Annotated in this window: 19 protein-coding genes and 2 pseudogenes; 11 read left to right on the top strand and 10 right to left on the bottom strand. The window is 41.4% G+C overall.

The window, feature by feature from the left end; all coding sequences use genetic code 11:
- Positions 1-119 precede the first annotated feature (119 nt).
- The 5 genes from VB732_RS27960 to VB732_RS27940 all read left to right on the top strand — a co-directional run bounded on the left by VB732_RS27960 (position 120) and on the right by VB732_RS27940 (position 5988).
- Positions 120-1277, top strand: a complete 1158-nt coding sequence (locus VB732_RS27960) for an HMA2 domain-containing protein (protein WP_323234135.1) — start codon at positions 120-122, stop codon at positions 1275-1277.
- Positions 1278-1315: 38 nt separating this feature from the next.
- Positions 1316-2155, top strand: coding sequence for a hypothetical protein (locus VB732_RS27955; RefSeq protein ID WP_323234134.1), 840 nt, complete (start codon positions 1316-1318; stop codon positions 2153-2155).
- Between the two features lie 140 nt (positions 2156-2295).
- Positions 2296-4548, top strand: coding sequence for a heavy metal translocating P-type ATPase (locus VB732_RS27950; protein WP_323234133.1), 2253 nt, complete (start codon positions 2296-2298; stop codon positions 4546-4548).
- A gap of 70 nt (positions 4549-4618) precedes the next feature.
- Positions 4619-4927 carry a DUF5132 domain-containing protein gene (locus tag VB732_RS27945; protein ID WP_323234132.1) on the top strand — a complete coding sequence of 103 codons (309 nt, stop codon included), beginning with the start codon at positions 4619-4621 and terminating at the stop codon, positions 4925-4927.
- Positions 4928-5409: 482 nt separating this feature from the next.
- Positions 5410-5988 (top strand): HMA2 domain-containing protein, encoded by a 579-nt coding sequence (locus tag VB732_RS27940; protein ID WP_323234131.1) that lies wholly within the window; start codon positions 5410-5412, stop codon positions 5986-5988.
- Between the two features lie 9 nt (positions 5989-5997).
- Here VB732_RS27940 and VB732_RS27935 read toward each other — a convergent pair whose 3' ends face one another.
- The gene (locus VB732_RS27935) at positions 5998-8367 is read right to left on the bottom strand and encodes a WD40 repeat domain-containing protein (protein ID WP_323234130.1); all 2370 of its coding nucleotides are present in this window, start codon (positions 8365-8367) and stop codon (positions 5998-6000) included.
- Positions 8368-8907: 540 nt separating this feature from the next.
- Here VB732_RS27935 and VB732_RS27930 point away from each other — a divergent pair.
- Positions 8908-9573: an HMA2 domain-containing protein gene (locus tag VB732_RS27930; RefSeq protein WP_323234129.1), complete on the top strand. Its 666-nt coding sequence runs from the start codon at positions 8908-8910 to the stop codon at positions 9571-9573.
- A gap of 123 nt (positions 9574-9696) precedes the next feature.
- Positions 9697-10668 (top strand): phosphatase PAP2 family protein, encoded by a 972-nt coding sequence (locus tag VB732_RS27925; RefSeq protein ID WP_323234128.1) that lies wholly within the window; start codon positions 9697-9699, stop codon positions 10666-10668.
- Between the two features lie 109 nt (positions 10669-10777).
- Here the strand turns inward: VB732_RS27925 and VB732_RS27920 are convergent, their stop codons facing one another.
- The 8 genes from VB732_RS27920 to VB732_RS27885 form a co-directional block, all read right to left on the bottom strand.
- Entirely contained in the window at positions 10778-10960 is a 183-nt protein-coding gene (locus VB732_RS27920; protein ID WP_323234127.1) for a hypothetical protein, read from the bottom strand.
- Between the two features lie 51 nt (positions 10961-11011).
- The gene (locus tag VB732_RS27915) at positions 11012-11410 is read right to left on the bottom strand and encodes a hypothetical protein (protein WP_323234126.1); all 399 of its coding nucleotides are present in this window, start codon (positions 11408-11410) and stop codon (positions 11012-11014) included.
- A gap of 40 nt (positions 11411-11450) precedes the next feature.
- Complete coding sequence (locus VB732_RS27910; protein ID WP_323234125.1) at positions 11451-11822, bottom strand: TrkA C-terminal domain-containing protein; 372 nt, start codon at positions 11820-11822, stop codon at positions 11451-11453.
- Positions 11823-12081: 259 nt separating this feature from the next.
- Entirely contained in the window at positions 12082-12720 is a 639-nt protein-coding gene (gene kdpC / locus VB732_RS27905; protein ID WP_323234124.1) for a K(+)-transporting ATPase subunit C, read from the bottom strand.
- Positions 12720-12989, bottom strand: a complete 270-nt coding sequence (locus tag VB732_RS27900) for a potassium-transporting ATPase subunit F (RefSeq protein WP_323234123.1) — start codon at positions 12987-12989, stop codon at positions 12720-12722. The genes kdpC and VB732_RS27900 overlap by 1 nt, the downstream gene beginning before the upstream one ends.
- A 6-nt stretch (positions 12990-12995) precedes the next feature.
- The gene (gene kdpB, locus VB732_RS27895; protein ID WP_323234122.1) at positions 12996-15137 is read right to left on the bottom strand and encodes a potassium-transporting ATPase subunit KdpB; all 2142 of its coding nucleotides are present in this window, start codon (positions 15135-15137) and stop codon (positions 12996-12998) included.
- A gap of 543 nt (positions 15138-15680) precedes the next feature.
- On the bottom strand, positions 15681-17429 hold the full coding sequence (kdpA, locus tag VB732_RS27890) for a potassium-transporting ATPase subunit KdpA (RefSeq protein ID WP_323234121.1): 1749 nt from the start codon (positions 17427-17429) through the stop codon (positions 15681-15683).
- Between the two features lie 500 nt (positions 17430-17929).
- Entirely contained in the window at positions 17930-19165 is a 1236-nt protein-coding gene (locus VB732_RS27885; protein ID WP_323234120.1) for an FIST signal transduction protein, read from the bottom strand.
- A 367-nt stretch (positions 19166-19532) separates the two neighbouring features.
- On the opposite strand from VB732_RS27885, the gene VB732_RS27880 reads away from it, so the two are divergent.
- The 3 genes from VB732_RS27880 (at position 19533) to VB732_RS27870 (ending at position 21386) form a co-directional block, all read left to right on the top strand.
- Complete coding sequence (locus VB732_RS27880; RefSeq protein ID WP_323234119.1) at positions 19533-19778, top strand: Calvin cycle protein CP12; 246 nt, start codon at positions 19533-19535, stop codon at positions 19776-19778.
- Between the two features lie 677 nt (positions 19779-20455).
- Positions 20456-21052 (top strand): DUF3177 family protein, encoded by a 597-nt coding sequence (locus tag VB732_RS27875; RefSeq protein ID WP_323234118.1) that lies wholly within the window; start codon positions 20456-20458, stop codon positions 21050-21052.
- A gap of 37 nt (positions 21053-21089) precedes the next feature.
- Positions 21090-21386 carry a hypothetical protein gene (locus tag VB732_RS27870; protein ID WP_323234117.1) on the top strand — a complete coding sequence of 99 codons (297 nt, stop codon included), beginning with the start codon at positions 21090-21092 and terminating at the stop codon, positions 21384-21386.
- 208 nt (positions 21387-21594) lie between these two features.
- Here VB732_RS27870 and VB732_RS27865 read toward each other — a convergent pair.
- A pseudogene (locus tag VB732_RS27865) lies at positions 21595-21882 on the bottom strand (IS701 family transposase); the annotation flags it as partial.
- A 176-nt stretch (positions 21883-22058) separates the two neighbouring features.
- Between VB732_RS27865 and VB732_RS27860 the strand changes: the two are divergent.
- A pseudogene (locus VB732_RS27860) lies at positions 22059-22640 on the top strand (transposase); the annotation flags it as partial.

Genomic DNA, 22640 nt, shown 5'->3' with positions numbered 1-22640 from the left:
AATGCTGTGCCCCTACACCTTGCAATATGATCTTGTACCGCATCTGAATGGGAACCGCCATATCTTCCAATTTAATCTCTAAACAACAAACTAAAGAAGTCAATCAAACTAACACTAAAATGGCACAGTCAACGCAGTTACAGCCTTCTGATGGCTTGCAAATAGTTCATCTAACTACCGGGCGCGTGCGACTCCGTACTACTAACGGTAGTCTTAATTCGATGCTAGACAGCATAGCCAAAGATTTACGCTCCTTAGAAGGAGTGAGGGAAGTTACCGTGAATGAGCAAACGGGCAGTTTAGTGGTTAATTTTGATGAAGATAAGCTGTCATTACCACAAATTTTGGCCCTAAAACCCGATCTTAATATCCAACAGCCACAAGCTTCGTCTGCTTCACCTAGCAAGACCGATCCCTTTGCACTTTGGAAATCGCCTTCATTTTGGAAAGAGCAGGGTGTTTCCTTAATTCCGATGATGGCAGGCTTGGCGGTAACAGGAGGATTGGGAATTCATGGCTGGGTATCGATTCCAGTTTACATGGTTGCGGCAGATGCAACCCGTAGTGTAATTGGTTATCTTGGCTCTCAAGTTCCGATATCAGAAAAAAGCGAGGGTGATTACACCAGTTCTGCAATAAAAAGCAACATATCTGAATCCGACAAACCACAAGAGGAGCGTAAATCTACCATCCAACAAGAAAAATTAACAAATAATCTTGAGAAGGCTAGCGAGGTGGCAGCACCTGCAAAGATTGACTACAGCGTGGTTCATGCAATCGGTAGACGGATTCGGTTGAATGTGCCAAAAATTGCCCAAGATCGAGCTTATGCGCGGCGGCTTGAGAGAATAGTGAAAACGGATGCTGAAGTTATAAGTGTGCGAATGAATTTCGATGCGGCATCGATCGCGATCGCTTATCAGTCTCGTGAAATTCCATTATCTCATTGGGTGAATCTGATGGAATTGGCATTAGAGACAAACCCACCAACACTGCCAATCACAAAGGCTAACCAACCTCTACAAGAAGTTAGTCAGACTGCTGAAGTGGCAGACACAACAACGGTAAACGATCCTACTCCTGTTAGTCAGACTGCTGAAGTGGCAGACACAACAACGGCAAACGATCCTACTCCTGTTAGTCAGACTGCTGAAGTGGCAGACACAACAACGGCAAACCAAACAACTCCCCAGTTATCCAGTCTGTGGAGTAGCCTAAAATCGCCTGCGATGTCTTTGTCATTAGGTATGATGGCGAACTTACCCTTGCGAACTTAAATATACAGTTTCAAATTGCGGAATGCTGGAGGGCAATTATGACTGGTTTAAATTTAGAAACGGCAGCAAATTTAGACAAAAAACAAGAGCAAACAGTCACAGACGAGACTAATTGCCCAGTAACGCCGCCTTCAAGGGTAGCATATAGCATTATTTGTGCATTTCCCGGACAAGTAGCGTTTTGCATCCCTCAGATTAGCGAAGATCCAAAATATGTGCAACGTCTTCTCGCCTTGCTTGCCAATGAGCCTTCGGTAATCAATCAGCAAGTTAATAATACTATGGTAGGGTCAATTGCCATTACCTATAAATCTGATGTAATGTCAGATGTTGATATGCGATCGCACTTAGCTAATTTGATTCAGTTGGCTGGTAATCCAGAAGTGTTACCAGCAAATGCAAACCAATTCAAACCATACTCAGATGCGGTAAAAACAGAAGATAAACAGGATAGAAAGCCAAAAATCCCAGCAGAAAAGCAGAAATCAGCAACATTCTCTTTATCCTCTGCGGATGCGTCAGTCTCTAAGACTCAAAGCAATTTGGTATCCTCGACTGATTCTGTAATTCAACAAGCAAAAAAGCCTGCAAAAGTAGCTTATAGCATTGCTCATGCAATTCCCGGAAGGGTGCGGTTTCGTGTGCCTCGAATTGCTTGCGATCCAAAATATGTCCAACGGTTAGAGACATTACTCAAATCAGATTCTACAGTTACAAGTGAGCGAGTTAATAGCGCTGCGAAATCAGTTGTCATTACCTATAAAACTGGAATGATGCGGAATTCTCAGAAGCGAGTGCAAAGCTTTTTGTCAACACCAATATCTCATCTAATCAATTTAATTCAATCTGCCAATGATTCCGCCACAGCAATAAGTTAGCTAACGAATTCAGCAAATTACAAATAAGCAAATTTATAGCTAATCAATCTCGCCGGATTGGTGGCTGATTTGCTCTCTTTACCTTAGCAAAGAGTCTAATTTTCATTGAAGTGTAACAATATTTGGAACAAAGAAAAGTAATGGCAAAAGTAGCGCTGGAACTACCATCACCTCCCAAATCTCAATTCACTGTGTTGGAAGGGAATGGAAAAGTTTCTTTAATTGACACTAATGGACATTCTCAAGAACAGTTTCCCAACGTTACCTACAGCATTGTTCATACAATTCCAGGAAGACTGCGGTTTCGCCTACCTCGCCTACGCTGTGATGCAGATTATGCCAAGCGTCTGGAAGTATTGTTAACAGCAGATGCGCTGGTGAAGAATGTCCGTGTCAAGCCTGCGGCAATGTCAGTTGCAGTTACTTATAAATCTAATAAAGTTTCTGATGCGAAGATGCGATCGCACCTTCACGATTTGATTCAGGCTGCAAGTGAAGTAGTGGTGCTGAAAAACTCTACATCGTTATCGGAAACCGAAAAAGAGGCATCTTGGCCAGGTTTGCAACTATCTGCTGTTGCTACTGCTTTAGCAGTGTTGGGGGGGCCGTTAGGATTAGCGATCCCACCTTTGATAGTGGTGCTTCCCATCGCTATCGCCACCCTACCCGTCGTCCAACGAGCCTGGGAAGGTATTAGGGTAGAGCGAAAATTGAATATTGACTTTTTGGATTTTATGGCGATCGCTATTACTACCTTCCAAGGTCAATTTCTTACACCATCGCTGATGCTGGGTTTAATTGAAGTGGGCGAAAATATCCGCGATCGCACGGCTCGTTCTTCTGCTAAACAAACTCTAGATTTACTTAGTTCTCTGGGGCAATTTGTCTGGGTGGAACGCAATGGTGAAAAGGTACAAATTCCCATTCAAGATGTGCTGCGTGGGGATACAGTGATTGTTTACCCCGGCGAACAAGTGCCGGTTGATGGTAGCATTTTGCGAGGTAAAGCGCTGCTAGATGAGCAGAAACTAACTGGCGAGTCGATGCCGGTGCTGAAGAAAAAAGGACAACCAGTTTTTGCCTCAACGCTGGTACGAGAAGGACGAATTTATATTGTTGCAGAATGGATAGGCAATGATACCCGTGCCGGGCAAAGCATTAAGTTAATGCAAGAAGCGCCTGTCCACGATACGCGCATGGAGAACTATGCCATAAAATTCGCTCAAAAAGCGGTTGTGCCAACTTTGCTACTTGGTGGGGCAGTATTTGCCGCAACTCGTAACCCTTCACGAGCAGCCAGCGTTTTAACTCTAGACTTTGCTACAGGGATTCGAGTCTCCGTCCCCACATCAGTTTTAGCAGCATTAACTTATGCTGCACGGCGAGGTATTCTCATCCGTAGCGGACGGGCACTAGAACAACTAGCGGAAGTTGATACCATAGTTTTTGATAAGACGGGGACACTGACTAAGGGAGAAGTTGATGTTGTCAGTGTGGAAAGTCTCAATCCAGCAACATCAAGATTACGGGTGTTGGAATTGGCCGCCGCCGCCGAACAGCGTTTAACTCATCCAGTAGCAGAGGCAATTGTTCGCTATGCCCAAGCGGAGCAAGTAGAAATTTTGCCGCGTAGCAAGTGGGATTATCAACTAGGTTTGGGTGTAAAAGCTCAGATTGATGGAGAGACAGTTTATGTTGGGAGCGATCGCTTTTTGCGTACCAGTGGCGTTAACATGGAAGCGTTAAATCGCCACCAAAAATCTCCAAATTCAGCGATTTATGTAGCCAGCAACGGGCAACTTCAAGGTATTATTAAATATAGTGACCTTCTGCGTCCCGAAAGCCGGGAAGTCATCACAGCACTTTCGACAGTCGAAGGTGTAGAAATTCACATGCTAACCGGCGATAATCAGCGAACTGCTACATCTGTCGCTGCTGAACTTGGTATTTTACCAGCGCATACTCACGCAGAAGCTTTTCCAGAACAAAAGGCAACAGTTGTCCGCCAACTACACGAACAAGGTAAGACGGTTGCATTTGTCGGCGATGGAATCAACGATTCGCCAGCTTTAGCCTACGCCGATGTTTCCGTATCCTTTGCCAACGGTTCTGAGATAGCCCGCGAAACAGCAGACTTAGTGTTGATGCAGAATGACTTGCATGGTTTATTAGAAGCGATCGCGATCGCTCGTCAAGCCAAGCAATTGATTCGGCAAAACACAGGACTTGTTGCTGTTCCTAACTTAGTAGCAATGGCGATCGCCGTTTTCTTTGGTCTTAACCCCTTAGCTGCAACAGTAGTCAACAATGGCTCAACCGTAGTTGCTGGAGTCAACGGTTTGCGTCCGATTCTTAAAAGTCGTCAACATAAAGCTCTACCATCGGTAAGATGATCCAACTATGCCGACAAGAGTATCTTAAAAAGCTTTCCGAGGTTTATTAATTAATAGGAGAAAATTGAAAATGGCCCCTAAAATTAGTGATTTTGTTGAAGATGCAGGCGCTCCCGGTATTATAGCCGGAATTGGTGCAGTCCTCTTAGCACCTGTTTTACTGCCCATTGCTGCTGGAGTTGGTAAACCCTTAGTCAAATCAGTCATCAAAGGCGGAATTGGTCTTTATGAAAGAAGCAAAGGAACCATTGCAGAAATGGGCGAAACCTGGGAAGACATGGTAGCCGAAGCCAGGGCAGAACTCGCTGATGAGAAAGAAACTCCCGCGTTTGAAGCGTCTGCCACCAATGGCGATAATGTCGCCGATAATGGTGTGTAATTTCATCTGCCCATTAGCAAGTTAAATTCTTCGCCATAGGCGACTTCCAATTACCAAAATAAAAGAACCCCACCCCCAACCCCTCCCCGCAGGCGGTGCTACGGTGTACACACAAGTCGAATTACCCCCCTTAATCCCCCCTTAGAAAGGTGGGAAACAAGAAATCCAGTTCCCTCCCCTTTCCAAGGGGAGGGTTAGGGTGGGGTAAAAACTTGGTTAATCAGCTATTTCAGACTTCTGTGTATACCGTAGGTAGACGGGGAGGGGTTCTCCGGGTTTAATAAGTAATCAAGCGAACATAATATAATTTATGTTTTGGAAGTTCCTAGTGCAAGATAGCGTAAAAACTCTCTCGCTCCTCTTATTCCTCTGCGTCCTCTGCGTCCTCTGCGGTTCATTTTCCATCGATTTTTCACTCATTCCTGTAGATAACAAACCCAGAACAAAAAATCCACTATCACACAAGTAAAAAAGGTGGTTGCATGTTGACAAATGGTCATAGCACTTACAATAAAATGCCAGAGATTCTAGACAACCCCACTTTCAAAATACCACCAAAACCCATATCTTCAAAAGTTGTAAGTTCAACCCCTGGAAGATTGCGGTTGAGAGTAGCCCATTCCCATCGTCAACCAGAGAAGATGCAAAGCATCGCCAATGCTTTGTCAGCAAATAGTCACATTAATCGAGTTAAGACAAATGTCCATCATGGCAGTATTGTGATTAATCACGATGGGAAAGATGGCAGTCTAGAAAACGTGCTAGCAACACTTAAAGATTTAGGAATAATTTTTGCCGATATTTCCGAGGGTAACACCGAGGCAGCAGCAGGAGTATCATCTGCGGTTGTTGACTTAAACCAGCGCGTAAAACAGTCAACAGGTGGTGCTTTTGATCTGCGGATTCTTTTCCCTGTGGGATTAGCTAGTCTTTCGGTACGGCAATTATTTAACAAAGGGTTACAGTTAGAAGTTATTCCCTGGTATGTTCTAGCATGGTATGCTTTTGATAGCTTTATTAAGTTGCACGGAAATAGCCAAAAACAATCAGCGAACGAGTAACTAAAAAGCTTAATTGATCTGCCAAATCTTGATAGTTTTATCAGAACTCCCACTAGCAAGAAATTGACCATCCTTGCTCATAGCAATAGAGTTTACTGCCCCTGAGTGTTCTGTAATAGTTTGCACTAACTCTCCCGTTTGCAAATGCCAAATTTTGATAGTTTTGTCTGCGCTACCACTAAAAAGAATTTTTCCGTCAGGACTAATAGCTAAGGATCTTATCTCTTCTGAATGTCCAGCCAAGGTGTGTAGCACTTTAGCTGTAGCCAAATGCCAAATTTTGATAGTTTTGTCTGCGCTACCACTAAAGAGAATTTCGCCATCAGGACTGATGATTACTGATTTCACCTCACCTGAATGTCCGTTGAGGGTGCGTAATGGATCTCCCGTGCGTGGATTCCACAGCCTAATTTTGTTGTCAGAACTAGCACTAGCGAGGATTGTACCATCAGGGCTGATAGCGGCAGCATTAACTGCGGATGAATGCCAAAGGGTAGAAATGCGTTGGCATAGCCCGCCGTAGGCATCGCCCTGACGCAAATTCCAAATTTTGATTTTATTACTGCCACTAGCAAGAATTTGTCCATCAGGACTGATGGCAACGCAATTAACCGGTTTTTGATGCCCTAATAGAGTGTGGAGGAGTTTATCAGAATTAAGATTCCATACTTTGACATTACTTCTGGGGTGTTGGCAACTACCAACGGCGAGATAATGCCCATCAGGACTAATCGCCACAGAGGAAATTTCGCCTAAATCTTCTGTGAGGATGCGGATAAGTTTACCAGTCTTAAGATTCCATACTTTGATGCTTTTATCTGCACACCCGCTAACCAAACTCTCAGAATCAGGACTAATAACAACAGATGTCACTTTTTTTGAATGTCCAGTTAGGGTATGGCTAAGAACGATATGTTGTAGTGTTACTTGGTGTTTGAGATTGGCGATGTGATTCAAAATTGACTCAACATCAGCAATACTTTGACTATCACCCACCGCGACAAAATATTCTCTTAACTTTTTGACATATTCCTCATCTTTGACACTGACGGCTGATTGCATTGCCTGAAGCGGGTTAGTAGAATCCTGTAGTGATATTTGGCGTTGTTGTAACCATGTATTCACAGAATAATCAAGCTGTTCGTTTGCCCAAGAGCGTAGTTTACCGTCGTAGGCATCGCTTAAATGGCATAAGTTCTGAGCTAATTGCAAAGCCAATTCTGGAATCCAGTGACAACGCTCATTTTCTAGAGCTTGGTAAACTTGTTTATAACCGGAAGCGATAACTTGTACTGATTGCAAATCAAAAGTATCTTCAAGCAAACTCGGCAGTAACTCTGGTAGTAGCGGAGGTACACCATAATCGAGCAGATGGTAAGCATCTGCTACCCAACCCGCAACCAAACAGTGATAGCTAATCAAAACCTGACCAAGTTTTTCGAAATCCTGACGATTGACTTGATATTGTAAAGATAACTTACTAATATCAATTCCTTTCTCATCCCATTTTTCTGCCTGTTCTAAAATTGCCAGATTAGCAACATTTTCTTTTCCAATCTGATTAATTACCTCTAAATTTTCTCCTAAGTCCACCAGTTCGTCTCTAATTTTTTTCCATTCTAATGCCCGCTTCTTAGCAGACTCTTCCAAAATTTCTCGATAAGGTAAACGAGCTATTGTTTTATAATAATAATTACCTTGCCCCAAACCCCAATAGGCAATCCGAAAATTTAAATAATCTCCATCATTTTCTGACTCTAAAATTAAAATTGGCTCTGTTTTCAACATTCCAAACAGAGCTTTAATACTTGATTCACTGTGAAACCGCTTACTATCCCAGGCTCCTGCTAATAACTCTGTTGGTCTAACTTGACTGTGTAGAGAGTAATGCTTGTTAAGAAAATCTCGTAATCCTTCAGCCAACATTAACTCAATTTGAGAAATTGTTTTATCGCTATTATCGTTAAATTTGTCAAAATGCACTTGAGGAGGAGCGATAAAAATTTTAAGTGGAGTACGCCCATAATTTCTGTGATCTAAAATTTGTGAAGGGTATAATCTTAAGGGCCAGCTATCGAAGATTTTATTGACTTCTGGCAACTTGAGGACTGTTTCTCGCTCTTGGGCGGCTATTCTTAATCGTGTTTCATGATTGTCAGCTACTAATTGTTGTTGAAAAATTCTTTCTTGTTCAAAGTCTTCAATATAACTACTTTTTTGATTTGCAGGATTTAGAACTTTGAGTATTGTGGGAATTGCTTCAATCGGTTCATATTTACTCAGAGCTAAATTGCCTTGATTTCTCTTTTGTACTAGCTCCGCAATAACAGGTGCAAACTCTAGTACTAGTTGAATTAGTAACCTTAACCCTTGCTGCATAAACACATACCTAAAAACAAAATAAAATAAAATAAATAAGCAAGGCTTGGATGAAATCAGGGCAATGCAGTAAATTCATACATACCCTTGATCTTACTACCTACTTGAGAGGATCGTAACTCAACCGTAATACATTAAACCCCTTGCATGTCAATAAGTCTATGTATTGAAATACCTGTAAATGAAAATGATAATAATTTCAGAGAATAGGGAAGAGAGGATGTATCACAAAGGTAGAAGCAAGACTGAACAAGGATTTAAAGACGAAGCAAAATTTCGGATTTAGCAGCTTTGATTAACTATGGCGCTGAATCACTGCATATATTACTAACTGCCCTTTACCTTCTTGATGATTAGCAAAGTGCAGTGTTAAATAAACTTAATCTATTTGATAACAGCGACAGTTAGATTCACTACTGAGATAGATATTTAAATTCAGAAAAATAGATATCACTAAAGTAAAGTCAATGCCGTTCAATAAAACGCTCTCATTTAGTATGAATTAGATAAGTTTATCAACCTGGTTAAATTTTTTGTTTTTTGAAATTAAAAAATAGTCCTATGACTTCTATAAAACAGTCTAACTCTGACAAAGGTGCTAGCTTTAATCTGCGTTTACCACCAAAAAAGGCAGCTAAAAGCGTAGATAATAAAAGAGCACCATCTCAAAAGATATCCTATAGCATTGTCCATACAATTCCTGGGCGGATTCGTTTTCGTATTCCTCTGTTAGCAAGAGATCCTGAGTATGCTAATCAACTCCAATTAGCGATAGAATCAGATCCTAGAGTTAAAAATGTGCGTGCTAATCCAAAAGCTGCATCCATCGTTATTACTTATAAAGTGGGTGTAATTTCAGATAATAAAATGTGTCAGCATCTGGTCAAGCTGATTCAAACTGCTCAAGATGTAGTTGTGCCAAAAGAGGTAAGGGCAAAATCAATTGTGGGGAGTATTTTTGACGCTCTAATCAACCTAATTGATAGCACACGTAAGATAAACCAAGCGCGTAATGTCATTGTATATCGAAGGTTCAGGACAGATGTTTGGGAACGGATACTTTCCACCTCAAGAAGCATAATTAAAAGACTAAAATCTGCCACTATGTTTATCTTACCTAACAAGCGATGGCGTTTGCGCGGCAATGGCGGGGTAAACTCCCAGTCTTTGAAGCTGAAATCTGCCAGGGAAGCTGATCTTGTGTAATCCAGCAAACATTAAAATTACTGTTGGTTAAGAGTAAGGAGCCATGAAAGAACTGGGATATCCCATAACTCATGAAAGTCTCTTTTATAGTCTTCAGTTCTAGTATTTTATTATCAATAAAAAATGGGTAATCTTCACTCTCATCAACTTCTTAATCAAACCCATTGGGTTCAAGCAATACATACTGCTGTCAAAGGGAGAGTTAGATATAAGGTAAATGGGCTTTATCATTCGGAAGCTCTGAAAAAATATCTTGAATCGAGATTATTAGAGGAGAAAATAATCTCGGAAGCTCGTGCTAATAGTTACACAGGGAATGTCCTTGTTATTTTTCATCCAGACAACAGTTTAAATGCGATCGCACTTCTCATCCAAAACATCCTCTTAGATTATCGGAAAAAAGTCAGTAAATCGCTTGGCTCTGGCGGACAAAGGCAATTAGTCAAGGTTCCAAAATTATCTGCCGCAGCCCAAACAGGTAGTCAAATAATTCCCGTATTGGGGGCTGTTGGTGCCCTTGCGTGCGCCACCGGGCTTTTGTACGCATATAATCTTGACGAACCCATTTTGCTCTTGATCCAGAGGTTGCATACACCACTGCGCGATCGCATCATGGTTGGTATCACTTTTATGGGCGATCCGCTAGTAATGCTGATATCTTCTTTGGGGCTGGCGATTAGTCCATTATTTTATAATCGTCGCCGGCAAGCAACTATCTTGGGCATCGCTGGAGTCGGTGCAACCTTGCTAAATTGTTTGATGAAACTATTCTTTGGTAGAGCGCGTCCAGCGCTGTGGAAGCATATTATTAATGTGGGCCAACACAGTTTTCCTAGTGGCCATGCGATGGTTTCAATAGTGATTTACGGTTTTATCGGCTATATTCTGGCAAAGCAGTTTCCTGAATGGCGCTTGCGGATTTATGCCTTAACTATTGTTTTAATTGCTGCGATCGGTTTTAGTCGGCTTTATCTGGGAGTACATTGGCTGACTGATGTGACAGCCGGTTATGCCGTAGGTTTAGTGTGGTTGATTGTCTGTATTCTTAGCTTGGAATTGCAGCAAAAATATCGCTTGTCACTGGCAGGAGGCTGATCTGTAGGCTGTTCCTTTGCGTTGGATAAGAACTCTGCTACTTTTCACAGAAGCACAGTCTGCTTAATGGCGATCGTCGCAAGATAATGCAACCTAACAAAGCTTACAGCTATACGAGAATTTCGCTAGATTTGACACCATTTCTAGATTTTACCTTGCTGGAATCATCAAAGATGATAATTTTTAGAGCATGACCATTTGCCCTGAAATTATCATCATACTTTTCGATTGTCTGTGCTACATCTCTCAATCGATGAGTTGGAATAACAAATACAGTTTCTTTTCGTTTCATAAAACTTTCCCAGGTTTTTCAAATGAAAACTTTTATTTTTTTATTTCTTAACTATTTAGGACTATAGTCAGAACAATTAATCGCTTCTTTAGTTAGAGCAATATCAGGATTTACTGCACACTTTAGATAAGAGTTTTTATGAAAAAAATGGCAGTTTTTACAGGGATGTTGCTGTAAATATTTGATGCTTACTGTATTGTCTTTATCTTGCACTGCATTTCCTGAAGGATCTTCTAGTGCTTTGCAGACAGATGAAACGAGATAAAGGACGGTTCCCCAAACAATCATGAAGGAGATGTGAGCCAAAAGCACTGCTACAAAAGGAATATCTCCGCCCTGGGGTTTGGTGTAATTTTGTGTTGTATTTGCCAGGTTTGGTTCAATCAGGGTAGACTGATGAACACTTTTTTGGGCGGATATATAAACTTGAAAAAGCCCCGAAGTAGTCATATTAAAAATCTTTAGTTAGTCAGACTCAGGTTCAGTAAAGTTAATCGAAATTAAACGTCTTAAGGGAATAATGAGAACTACTGCTTTGCTTGGTTTCTATCTCGGTTTTTGGAATTGGTCGAGCTTCTAACAAGCAACTGTTAAGGGAATAGTAAACAGAATGAACTTTCTTAAGAGTGACTTTTAGAGCAGGAATCATCATCGGATGGGTTGTTATAGCTAAAATGTAGTCACCAGCGAAAATAGTAGGATTATCTGTTAGTGAAAGGACTTGGTTATGTCTTAAAATTCCTAGAAAAGCGCATTGATTGGGCAACTGAATTTCAGTTAAATGAATGCCGCAGTAAACGCTATTAGCTTGGATTAAAACACCAAACAAGCTTGGCTCTAAAGTTTTGTTATTTTTAAGCATAAAAAACTTTTTAATTCTATTAATATTATGCAGTTTTTTATATAAAAAAATATTTTTTTATAGATATATTTTACAGGTATATAAAATAGATTAGATTATTTGAAATAAGCATATATTTAGAGATATAGGCTTATTTAATAGTTTATTAAAAATCAAATACCCAACTTATTTAATAAATTGGGTATTTGAGTCTTAGATGATAATTCTGATCTGAACAGTAGAGTTGCAAAACTACTCGTCTCTACTATTTGCCATACCTTTATTTATTAACCCGATCGAGGGCTAAATTTAGCTTCAATACATTAACTCCAGGTTCGCCAAAGATGCCGAGAAAACGACCATCAGTATTTTGAGCAATTAAAGTTTCGAGTTGGTTTGGCTGAACTCCCCGCGCCTTAGCTACTCGTGCAACTTGCGCGATCGCAGCTTCGGGAGTAATGTGAGGATCAAGGCTGGAACCAGAGGTGTAGACTAAATCACCAGTCGGCTGCACACCTGCGGTTTTCAAACGATTGAAGTCACCTTCAATTTTCTTGCTGGGGTCTGGATCATCTTTACCTTTGATGCGTTCCAGTAATGCGGGATTACTGGGAGCCAAGTTACTAGCGCCAGAAACCCCGGTTTTCAAAACTCCCGCGTCATCATTTTTTGGGTCGGCTGTGCTGTAGCCGGTGGTACTGGGACGACTGTTAAAATAGCGATCGCTAATAAAGGGTTGACCAATCAAAGCAGAACCGACAACTTGACCGTTGTTACTTGTCAGTAGACTACCATTTGCTTGAAAGGGAAACGCAATCTGCCCAATGGCAATCATCCCAAAAGGATAAATAATCGCCCCAATAACCCAGAGTACCAAGGTAGAACGAATAGCCCTGCTAGCTTCACGTGCAAAACTCATTAGAATTTCTCCGGTACAAACATTACAAAAAATAAATAGATGCAAAGCCCTAGCGTCACCATTCCTAACAATCCCAATCCCCAAGATTGACTGCGGGAAAGTTGTTCGCCAGTAGCCGCATAGACTACAGGTGCAACCACTAGGTTGAAACACATCGCCAGAAACAAATACAGTGGCAGCTTTTGTCTACGCCATTCACACCAGATATCAGTTATTTCTTCTAATACTTGGGATGTAGCAATTGTGCGTCGGATCTGAACAGGTTTCATAGTAAATTAAGACAAAGGTAAAATAATATCTATCAGTTTGATAGCAATAAAGGGAGCAACAATACCACCAAGACCAAAGATCAAGATGTTGCGACGTAGCAGTTGATCTGCTGTTAAAGGTAAAAACTTTACTCCTTTGAGTGCTAGCGGAATTAATGCCGGAATAATCAAAGCATTGTAAATCAGCGCCGAGACGATCGCAGACTGGGCACTCTTTAATCCCATAATATTAAGTGCGCCGATGCCAGCCGCCGCAAAGATAGTCGGAATGATCGCAAAATACTTGGCAATATCGTTAGCAATGGAGAATGTTGTCAAGGCTCCACGAGTAATTAACAACTGTTTACCTATGGTTACTAGGTCAATTAGCTTTGTGGGATCAGAATCTAAGTCCACCATGTTAGCAGCTTCTTTGGCAGCTTGCGTTCCAGAGTTCATTGCTACACCCACATTTGCCTGAGCCAAAGCAGGGGCATCGTTAGTACCATCCCCAGTCATCGCCACCAGTTTCCCCTGAGATTGTTCGGAGCGAATCACCTCAATTTTGTCTTCTGGAGTCGCTTCGGCAATGAAATCATCTACCCCAGCTTCTTCAGCAATTACCGAAGCGGTAATCCGGTTATCACCAGTGAGCATGATCGTCTTAACACCCATGCGGCGGAGTTGGTCAAATCGTTCCCGCAGACCAGGTTTCACAATATCTTTGAGGTAGATGACACCATAAATTTTGTCATCTTGGCAAACAGCTAAAGGTGTACCGCCTAACCGGGAAACTCGCTCATAAGCTGCATCTATATCATCAGGAACGTTACCACCACGAGAACGGACAAATCCCTTAATTGCATCCACCGCACCTTTGCGAATTTGTTTGCCATCGGGTAGATTCGTGCCACTCATCCGGGTTTTCGCGGAAAATTCCACACCTTCGGCTTTGTCCATATTGAAATCTACCGCAGCCTGAGACTTTTCTGCCAATATCACAATTGACTTGCCTTCTGGCGTATCATCAAACAAGCTAGCAGCCAGGGAGACTTGCGCCACATCTTTAATTGAGTGATTATCCAGAGGAATAAACTGATCAGCCATCCGGTTCCCCAAGGTGATCGTGCCTGTCTTATCCAGCACCAAGGTATTGATGTCGCCGCAAGCTTCTACGGCTCGACCAGAGGTAGCAATGACGTTGAATTGAGCAACTCTATCCATCCCTGCAATGCCGATCGCACTGAGCAAACCACCAATAGTTGTGGGAATCAAAGCTACCAGTAGCGAGATTAGAATAGCAACGCTAGCACCCGCCCGCAAACTGTTCCCCGCCTCAACACCAAAAGCAGTGCTGATAAAGCTGGCGATGTAGCCAACAAATGGAGGCATAGTTGCCACCACAATCAAGAATACCTGCGTTAGCACTGCCAACAATACCGTCAAAGCAATCTCGTTGGGAGTCTTGCTACGTTCTGCACCTTCTACCAGGGAAATCATGCGATCGATAAAGCCTTGCCCAGGATCGGCACTAATGCGAATTGTCAACTCATCAGATAGTAGGCGTGTACCTCCTGTGACTGAACTGGCAATATCTGTACCTGGTTGCTTCAATACCGGGGCAGATTCTCCAGTGATTGCAGACTCATCCACCGAGCCGATGCCTTTAATTACATCCCCATCGGCGGGAATCATATTATTTGCAATCACTTTTACCAAATCGCCCCGCCGCAGTTCCGTAGAATTGACTTGTTGTATCGAACCATCAGGGAGGATTTTGTTAGCGATCGTATCCGATCGCGTCGATCGCAGTGAATCAGCTTGTGCTTTACCGCGTCCTTCAGCTACAGCTTCCGCGAAGTTGGCAAAAACGAGAGTGAAAAAGAGAATAAAGGTAATCAACCCGTTTAACAAGCGTTGTTGGTTGATATCTGCCTGAATTGTGCCAAACAAATTTGGGTTAAGGGTAACAAGAAAGGTGACAATTGTCCCGACCCAAACAACAAACATCACTGGGTTTCTGACAGTAACTCGCGGATCGAGCTTAATAAATGACTCACGAATTGCCCTCTGGTAAAGTCCCCGCATATCGGCTTTTGAGGTGTGTTTGCGCGAGTCACGAGTTTCAGATCCAATACGGGAGGAGGGAGAATCAGTAGTAATTGGCATACATTAAATCTTGGGAATAAGACATTGGGCATTGGACATGGAACGATCAGATGGATGAATGGTGTTCCGAGGTCAATGAATGGTGTTCCGAGGTCGATGAATGGTGTTCCGAGGTCGATGAATGGTGTTCCGAAGTCGGTAAATGGTGTTCTGAGGTCGATGAATGGTGTTCCGAGGTCGGTAAATGGTGTTCCGAACTCGATGAACGGTGTTCCGAGGTCGATGAATGGTGTTCTAACCCGGATTTCTCACCATACCTCTTAAAGCCTGTGCAAGTGCCGGGGAGAAGTAATAAGTAATGAGTAAGAAGTAAGAAGTTTTTACCTAGAGCGGTAAAACTTGCTAGAGGTAGGTTGGAAGCATACATAGTAAACTCGTTTGATATTTTCTAAGACGCATACGTAATTAAGCCTTTAGTCTCACCTCTCCAGTTAGTTTTGCCGTTCTAGGTTTTTACTCATTACTCATTACTTCTCTTCTGCTCCATCAAACGCCTTGAGAAGAGTGAGAAATGCGGGCTAACTCTCCCCTACTCCCCACTCCCTAACCAATACCTTTGGCAATAAAAAAGGCTTCACCGATGGGGCCTAATGCCAGCACGGGGAAAAATGTAAGTGCGCCCAGAATTAAAATCACGCCTGCGGTAACGCCTATAAATAGTCCGGTATCGGTTCGCAATGTACCAGTTGTGTAAGGAACAGCTTGCTTACGAGACATACTATCTGCTAAAAACAGCAAACCCAGAATTGGAATATAGCGTCCAGCAATTAAACTAAAACAGGTACTCAAGTTCCACCACAAAGCAGTTGCAGTGGTTTTTGCATCCGTCGCAGACATCGCCAAAGGAGACGGTTGTGAATCACCTAAACCTTCAAAGCCAGAACCGTTGTTAGCAGTAGCTGAGGCGTATTCATAGATGACTTGAGCAAAACCGTGAAAGCCGGGATTGCTAATTCCTGCTAGTTGATCGGGAAACGCCAAGGTGATACCTGCGGGAATCATAATTGCGATCGGGTGAACCAGCAAAAGCAAGAAACTAGCAAGCACAACCTCGCGTTTCTCAATCTTGCGTCCCAAAAATTCTGGTGTGCGTCCTACCATCAACCCTGTAGCGAACACAGCCAGAATCAGGTAAGCAAACAAATAAGCAGTTCCAGTACCTTGTCCACCCCAAATAATTTGCAAGAACATATTAGAAAGGGTGATAAAACCGCCGTTAGGCATGAAGGAGTCGTGTAAACTATTGACTGCGCCGCACATAGTACCAGTTGTACTTACGGCAAATAATGCAGATTGTGCCCAACCAAACCGGACTTCTTTTCCCTCTAAATTTGGTTGCTGACTACCCAGCAGTGCATTCACAGCCGGATTACCGTTGTATTCACCAATGGCAGTGACGATGATAAATATTACATACAGTACACCAACCATGCCATAGACTAACCAAGCTTGCTTAGTGTTATTCGCAAACAACCCATAAGTGTAGATTAGGGAAGTGGGAATCGAAAGCATCGCCACAATTTGAATTAAGTTAGAAAATCCGTTGGGATTTTCAAAGGGGTGTGCCGAGTTGATGGCGAAAAAGCCGCCGCCGTTTTCCCCTAATTCTTTGATAATTTCATAGTGAGCAACAGGGCCACGAGCGATCGCTTGACTAACATTCGGATTTTCCAAAGTAGGGAATACAACCGCACCCCCCAATGTTTCTGGAACACCAGCCGCCATCAAGGCAATGCCACCCACAACACAAATAGGCAGCAAAATTCTGGTAATCGAGCGAATTAGGTCTACATAAAAATTGCCTAACGATCTCCCAGTCAATCCTCGAATAAAAGCAATGCCTACCGCCAAACCAGTCGCAGCAGAGGTAAACATATGATAGCCAAGTCCCCACATTTGGCTGCCATAGCTCATGTAGGTTTCACCAGAATAGTGTTGCTGGTTGGTATTAGTAATAAAAGAAATAGTAGTATGCAGCGCTGTGTCCCAAGTTGGGGCATTTATCCCCGTGGGATTGAGGGGCAACCATCCTTGATTCATGATTATCAAGAAAATCAGCAACGCCATTGCTACGTTGCTATATAGAATTGCCCGCCCATACTGCCAGCCCGTCATATTTTCTTTGGCTTTAACACCAACTAAAGCGTAAAGTACTCGCTCAATCGGATTCAAAATTGGGTCGAGAAAAGTACTTTGATCTAGGTATACACGAGCCATATACCGCCCCAAAAATGGAGCGATCGCTACTACAATTAGTAGCGTTAATGCAATTTGAATCCATCCTTCTAGCATTGGATTATTTAAACTCCAACATTAATAAAATTCAGATCAATATCAGATATCTTTGGCTAATATCCAGAAAGAATAATGAAGTATATTTGCATTATTAGTTCTCCGATAACTAAGTGCTTTCTGAATCAATCATGAAACTTTTTGTTAGAAAAAACAAGGTATAAATTAATATTTAAACTTGTCTATACCAGAAATATAACTGTCTATAAATATAACTATTCAAAACGTTTATCTTGATATATACCTGCAAATATAGCAATCCTATTTGATTTGTGAAAATCACAAGACTCAGATCCCCGACTTCTTAGAGAAGTCGGGGATCTCGTTGTTCACGAATGATTTAGGATTGCTATATAGAAAGACAGGTAAAGACTAAAGTATTTCCAAAATTATTTGTAAACTTAGTAGGGTAGCACAGCTATGCTACCTTACTAAAAATATGGGGTATGGGGTTAATCTAAAATCTAAAATTCAAAATCCAAAATTGCCAGAGTCATAACTCATAATTGATTTTGGCGACAAATTCCAAATGCGGAAGTATAAGCGTGTAAAAATGTTCTGCCACCAACAGGGCCAATTTCACCACCACAGAAAAAACCGCCTACAGGAATATCGCCGACGTAGCGGCGAAATAGTTCAGAATCGAAATTGGGTTTACCATAAAGTCCTTCGCCTCGTCCCAGACAAGCAAACATTAAGGCAGCTACGGCAGAGGGTTCAGATTCGCGTTGGGTTTGATAACTTTGGAGGAGTAATTCTAGGTCTTCAGCCGAGGCTTGGGCATCGCGGAGATGGAATTGCAGCCTTTGACCAGGACGAACACGATCGCCAATTGCGATCGCCCCAGCTGCTGGATCAACCCCAAGAATACCACGAATTAAAAAGTCTCCCTGTTGCAAAGCTAGCTTAAACTCATCCATCGCCACGCCAACAAACAGAGAGTGCTGTGCTAAAGTTCGTTCGTGTTCGCTGAGACTGGCAATCAAATCTCGCAACACCACTAGCGGCACTTGTTCATCTAACTCTAAGATAATATTGCGATCGGCTTTTGTAACTTGCAATGGTTTGCCAATCGGTCGGCATCCTTGAGCAACAATCGTTTCCAAAACAATATTGCCAGTTAAAGCTATACCGATAGTACCCTCACGATACAGGCTTTGGCATTCCTCGCCATCAGTCTCATTACAAAAAAGAGCAACACGGCCACCCATACCTCCACCGCTAGCCTGTCCTCCCACTATCACCGATCCTGGATAAGCAAAATCTAATCCCTGCAACAAATCGTTGATTCCAGAAGCGAAAGAACTAGACAGCAATATGAACTGGGGTGTCGGTGATGGTGGTACACCAATCAAATCAACCCAAGCATCTGGAGAACTATCTAAGTCAGGTAATTCTTCGGCAACAACATGAAAAACTTGAACCTTCACCCCTGGAAGATGTGCTAAAGTCAAGCTAATAGCTGGTTCAGCTTCCAGTTCTTGGGTTTCTCCATTAACTGCCGTCCCAATTACACCTCCACCACTACAGCCAATTAGCACTGGTACAGCAAGTTTTTCAGCTAACAGGGGTAACAATCGGGAATACTCACTCGCAAAAGCAGACGAAATGAATACCAGTCCTAGATCCGCAGGTGCTGTTAACGACGAGACAGCTCGTTCCACCACATCTGTAACGGCGGCTTCTAAAGAATGACGGGTTGATAGGGCGTTTGCCCACTGCATTTGGTCTGCCATGAGTTTTGAGCTTCTTTCTCTTTTTAGGCTACTAGGTTTTGATCTTTTATTTTGGGAAGAATTGCATCCTACAAGAATTAGTGCCAGCCTGTCTCCTCCATGCTAAGAAGCTGAGGTTGTCATTCTTTAATAGATGCATCTAAATATATTGTATGATTGTTTATCTATGGTACTGATTCCACAAAATCTTAAAAAATAAAGATGAATGCATTATAGATGCGGCAGTCTACTGTATTGGTTATAAATCAATAGGCTAAAGTACTAACTTAATAGCTGAGTGGTTAGAATGGTTAGTAATCAAGCTAAAATCTGCCATTTCTGAAGTTTTTCTATACTAGTATTAACAACACACAACGAGACTAAAGCAATGACCAACATCCAAGAAACAGCAAAGAGCGATATCCAAGACAAAATCCAAGAAGAAGTAGAACAAGCCCGTACTGTTTGTGACGTTAGCGGTAGCAACTCACCAGAATGTGCTGCTGCTTGGGATGCAGTAGAAGAATTGCAAGCCGAAGCTTCCCACAAGCGCCAAAGCAAGCCAAAAAATTCTCTAGAACAGTATTGTGATGACAACCCAGATGCAATTGAATGCCGTGTTTATGACGACTAAAAATTCAAACAAGTGAATTTTTTGCTTGTTTTTCACCAAGCAACAGGATTTACTTACTGAAATTTCGCACTTTTACGCTACTTCCGGCTAAAACCGTACTCTTCCCCTTTCATAATTTTCTCCAATGGGGAAAAAATTGGTGAAATGTGTGGAATTACGCATGTATCAAGGTTAAACTTTGAGAATTTTTATCTTAAAAACAACCTTTACATCCAAAATTGGGGTTTTCTGGGCGAGTATCAAGTGTATAGCTGCTGGGTGGGTTTTTAACAAGCTCCCTGACGCTACTATTAGGTAAGTGCAAAATCTAAGTTGAGAATCTTTGAGTTGCTTGTTTTTTTTTGCCAAATAGAAAGATTTAGGGAAGTAAATTAAAAAATTTACCATGTAATACCTTTTCCAAAAATCTTTGCAACGCGTGAATTGGCTGTAGGGGCGTACATCTGTATGCCCCTACAAACGTGTTTATAGGATAAATTACGTGAAAAATAGTATAAGTTGGGTAGTCACTTGCTTGCACACAGAAGTTAAAGCGCGGCCTTAAGGCTAGATTTTGTGCTTTGATTAAACTGTTTGTAATATAGATGGACTACTAGCTAGCTAATAGCTTACAGTTTTGTCAGTTATGGATACTTGCTCTGAGTTAGAAATTTTTTATTTATCGCTTGAGAAAAACTATGGACTATGATATTTGGTTTCGCCCTTTCGTCTGGATTGATTACCGACTAGCAGTATTATTCCTGGTAATCATTCCACTAATTCTTCTAATTTGGGCATTTGTACAAAAAGTGGAAGGTGTACAACGCTTATTGACTATATACTGGCGAGTATCAAGTCTGGTGGCAATCACAATTTACTTAATGATTGCCCAATATCCAGTCAGCTTTCTCTCTGGAATGATGGCTCAGATTTTGATCCCAATTTCGTTGTGGTTCTGGGTAGATATCAACGATGAAATTGAGTATCAAACCACTGGCGCTTTGAAATTTATTTTTACCTCTTGGCGCTGGGCTACAACCGTTTATTGTATTTTGGGTACACTAGCCTTTATTCCATTTTTGGGTTGTGCTTTTTCTGCCAATGTGATGAAGACTGCCTATTGTCGCGTCTGGTTCGAGGTTCCGTTATTATTCAAAGAATATTTCCATGCTAATAGCAAAGCTGAGTTCTTAGGTTTTCTTGGTATAACTAGTTTAATAATTTATGTGGTTTACTTAAGCTATTTTGTTCTGATTAAGCTGGGCAAGCAGGGACGTTCAGCCACACCACAGTAACTATCGCTGCACCACCATACCTCTATATTTTAAAAAAATGAATTCCATTGGTAAGCGACTGGAACAATACACTGCTAAACGCCCCCAAGAAGTCTTAATTTTAACGGTGGAAATTGCCGATGAGGAAGATACAATTGCGATTTTCAAAGGCTTTTCTAGTTCTTTGATGCGTCCAACGGCATTTGATGCAGATGTACCAGTTCTACCAGATGGGGCAAACATCCTTAATATTGATCGAGTAGCCAGTCCTTATAATCCTGAAGCACCCCGTTATATTCAACAGGGACTTTCTTGGGAAGCGATGGAAGCTTTATTATTAGAAGTAGGTGTTTGACTAATTACTAATTCGTAATTCGGAATTTTGCCGTCATTAACTAAAATGCCTACTGCTGCTCAAGTAGCAAGTTTGTATCGTATTAGCTATCAACTGACGTATATCCCTCTCCTAAGAAATCGCAAGCTTTCTTTACATCCATAAGGGGCGATCGCCACTAAACAGCTTCTGTCACTTTCCGGGATAAGCAAGTAGTAACTAAGTGAAATTATCCAGAAGCATAATAGGGTTTAAATTGATTCATTGCACTAATTAATTGATTGAATCCCAGCAATAAATTAGAATTGGGGAAAATATGTATCCAGGGATAAATCAACCAAAATAGTAATAGTGGTTGGGCAATGAGATGCAAATTATTTAAAGTATTTTTCCATCCGGATTCATGATTCCATTGTTGATGATTAGAAAAATCAGCATCACTATTTTCTTGTAATTCAGGTTCAATTTTACGAGATAGATTTAAGCCTAACAACGCGGAAGAATTTAAACTAATCAGGACAGGACTTACGCAACTGGCACAGAGCGATCGCTAATTGATAGTACATAGGTATTATTTACATTTGATTCCGAAATCCTTGTATTCGTAATAAAAGTCGGTGTATTGGAAGCAAAGCAGGAAATATTCATGAGAAGATAGGTAGAGGTTGTATGAGATAAATGTTGCTTACGGTAATGAGATTTACTAAACTTAATTACTGCCAATACTTATTAAGTAGTCAAATTAATTATACGATGACCAATTTGGCAGAGCATTTAGAGAATATTAGCCATGATGCAATTAACTATTATTTGAAAAGAGAAAAGTTAACACCTCGGTTACTATGGGATAACGTGAAAGAGGTGGTTGAGCCTGATACCAATGGTTACATAATATTTGATGATAGCGTTTTAGATAAAAGATATTCTGAAGAAATAGAAATAGTTAGGAGACAATATAGTGGTAATGAGCATGGTGTCCTCAAAGGTATTGGTGTAGTTAGTTGCGTGTATGTCAACCCTATTATTCAAAGATTTTGGGTAATAGATTACCGCATTTTTAATCCTGATGTCGATGGTAAAACCAAGATAGACCATGTGAAAGATATGCTGAAAAACCTTGTATAGCATAAGCTTTTACCATTTGATACTGTTTTGATGGATACATGGTATGCCGTACATAGTTTAATGCTTTATATTGATAGTTTAGAAAAAGTTTATTATTGCCCTTTAAAAAATAATCGGTTAGTTGATGATACATTTGCCAAAGAAAAATAT

It is taken from the genome of Nostoc sp. UHCC 0252 (genome assembly GCF_034931145.1).
Lineage (GTDB): Bacteria > Cyanobacteriota > Cyanobacteriia > Cyanobacteriales > Nostocaceae > Nostoc.
The sequence above is the reverse complement of the archived record's forward strand: the minus strand, read 5'-3'. Positions and strand labels throughout refer to the sequence as shown.

Bases quoted from the DNA above. Each gene is read 5' to 3' on its own strand.
- VB732_RS27960 (WP_323234135.1), top strand. From the start codon at position 120: ATGGCACAGTCAACGCAGTTACAGCCTTCTGATGGCTTGCAAATAGTT.
- VB732_RS27955 (WP_323234134.1), top strand. From the start codon at position 1,316: ATGACTGGTTTAAATTTAGAAACGGCAGCAAATTTAGACAAAAAACAA.
- VB732_RS27950 (WP_323234133.1), top strand. From the start codon at position 2,296: ATGGCAAAAGTAGCGCTGGAACTACCATCACCTCCCAAATCTCAATTC.
- VB732_RS27945 (WP_323234132.1), top strand. From the start codon at position 4,619: ATGGCCCCTAAAATTAGTGATTTTGTTGAAGATGCAGGCGCTCCCGGT.
- VB732_RS27940 (WP_323234131.1), top strand. From the start codon at position 5,410: ATGTTGACAAATGGTCATAGCACTTACAATAAAATGCCAGAGATTCTA.
- VB732_RS27935 (WP_323234130.1), bottom strand. From the start codon at position 8,367: ATGCAGCAAGGGTTAAGGTTACTAATTCAACTAGTACTAGAGTTTGCA.
- VB732_RS27925 (WP_323234128.1), top strand. From the start codon at position 9,697: ATGGGTAATCTTCACTCTCATCAACTTCTTAATCAAACCCATTGGGTT.
- VB732_RS27920 (WP_323234127.1), bottom strand. From the start codon at position 10,960: ATGAAACGAAAAGAAACTGTATTTGTTATTCCAACTCATCGATTGAGA.
- VB732_RS27915 (WP_323234126.1), bottom strand. From the start codon at position 11,410: ATGACTACTTCGGGGCTTTTTCAAGTTTATATATCCGCCCAAAAAAGT.
- VB732_RS27910 (WP_323234125.1), bottom strand. From the start codon at position 11,822: ATGCTTAAAAATAACAAAACTTTAGAGCCAAGCTTGTTTGGTGTTTTA.
- kdpC (WP_323234124.1), bottom strand. From the start codon at position 12,720: ATGAGTTTTGCACGTGAAGCTAGCAGGGCTATTCGTTCTACCTTGGTA.
- VB732_RS27900 (WP_323234123.1), bottom strand. From the start codon at position 12,989: ATGAAACCTGTTCAGATCCGACGCACAATTGCTACATCCCAAGTATTA.
- kdpB (WP_323234122.1), bottom strand. From the start codon at position 15,137: ATGCCAATTACTACTGATTCTCCCTCCTCCCGTATTGGATCTGAAACT.
- kdpA (WP_323234121.1), bottom strand. From the start codon at position 17,429: ATGCTAGAAGGATGGATTCAAATTGCATTAACGCTACTAATTGTAGTA.
- VB732_RS27885 (WP_323234120.1), bottom strand. From the start codon at position 19,165: ATGGCAGACCAAATGCAGTGGGCAAACGCCCTATCAACCCGTCATTCT.
- VB732_RS27880 (WP_323234119.1), top strand. From the start codon at position 19,533: ATGACCAACATCCAAGAAACAGCAAAGAGCGATATCCAAGACAAAATC.
- VB732_RS27875 (WP_323234118.1), top strand. From the start codon at position 20,456: ATGGACTATGATATTTGGTTTCGCCCTTTCGTCTGGATTGATTACCGA.
- VB732_RS27870 (WP_323234117.1), top strand. From the start codon at position 21,090: ATGAATTCCATTGGTAAGCGACTGGAACAATACACTGCTAAACGCCCC.